The sequence below is a fragment of the Vibrio sp. 970 genome, from assembly GCF_033339075.1.
Window position 1 is genome coordinate 1 of record NZ_JAWOTW010000078.1, and the last position, 1,234, is coordinate 1,234.

At 43.4% G+C, this 1,234-nt stretch carries 1 protein-coding gene and 1 pseudogene; both read right to left on the minus strand.

The window, feature by feature from the left end:
* A pseudogene (locus tag R7Q11_RS24830) lies at positions 1–229 on the minus strand (DUF3103 domain-containing protein); the annotation flags it as partial.
* A gap of 250 nt (positions 230–479) precedes the next feature.
* On the minus strand, positions 480–1,234 hold a 755-nt coding region (gene nadK, locus R7Q11_RS24835), incomplete at its 5' end, for an NAD(+) kinase (protein WP_225466838.1).

Below are 1,234 nucleotides of genomic sequence, written 5' to 3' on the forward strand. Positions count from 1 at the left end.
GCTCAATGAAAGAGGAGACAGGAACATTGGTTTGTTGAGCAGTAATATCTCTTCTCAACATTGGCTCAATTGCCGTATAGTTTTCGCTCAGTTGTTGAGCAAGTTCCCGTTTGGTTTGTGTAATGTCGTCCGCACGCGCATTAGATACGTTTGTCACTTTAGTATCTTCAGATTGGCAGCCAATCAGTGCTAATGTACTGAGAACAGACAGAATGATAGTTTTTTTCATAGTATGTCCTTTATTGATTTTATGAAATAGAGTTAATACTCTATTCATGGTGAGAATATCACCCGACATACTCCATTCAATTTGCTTTTCTGGAATAAGTTAAACTTTGCACACAGGATCAAAGTTTATAAATTTCGTTTTAACGGCAGGATATATCGCGTCGCCTTATTAGTAAGTCTTTACGTGTTATCCCAAAAAAGAAAAAAGCCAGCAGCAATCAGCAACTGGCTTAAATTCGTGTTCATGAAAGCTAGAATAACTTACTAGACCAACCGAGTTTGTTCCGTAATACGTGATAGTAGCTGTAGTCTTTCGGATGGATGAGTTTGAGTACATTTGGGCTTTGATAAATGTGGATCTCATCGCCGGGAGAAACTGGCAGCGACACTTGTCCATCACAACTTACTTCTTGTGTACCGCGATTTTCTGGTGACACAATCAGTTTGATTCTGCGTTTGCCATCAACCACCAACGGTCGGCTAGATAAGGTATGAGGGAACATAGGCACCAGTGAAATGGCATTCAGGCTTGGTGACAGAATAGGGCCACCACCAGAAAGTGAGTATGCTGTCGAGCCTGTTGGTGTGGAGACAATCAACCCATCGGCGCGTAAAGAGAAGGCAAAGCTTTCATCAATGTACACCTCAAACTCAATCATATGTGCGATTTGCCCAGGATGGAGCACGGCTTCGTTTAAAGCGGCGTTATGACTTTTTATTTGACCATGACGATGCACTTCTGCCTCAAGTAAGAAACGCTCTTCTTCAATGTACTCTCCCGCAAGTACGGCTTTGAGTGCCGCTTGGAAATCGTCTGGGTTTAAATCAGTTAAAAAGCCTAGATTGCCACGGTTTACGCCAATCACAGGCACGTCAAAACGCGATAAAATTCTCGCTGCGCCCAGCATGTTGCCATCACCACCGACAACTATCGCAAGATCTGCGTTTTTGCCCAACTCAACTAAGCTGGCGAAGTGGTTTTGCGGGATCTCGTCCAAAATCGCTG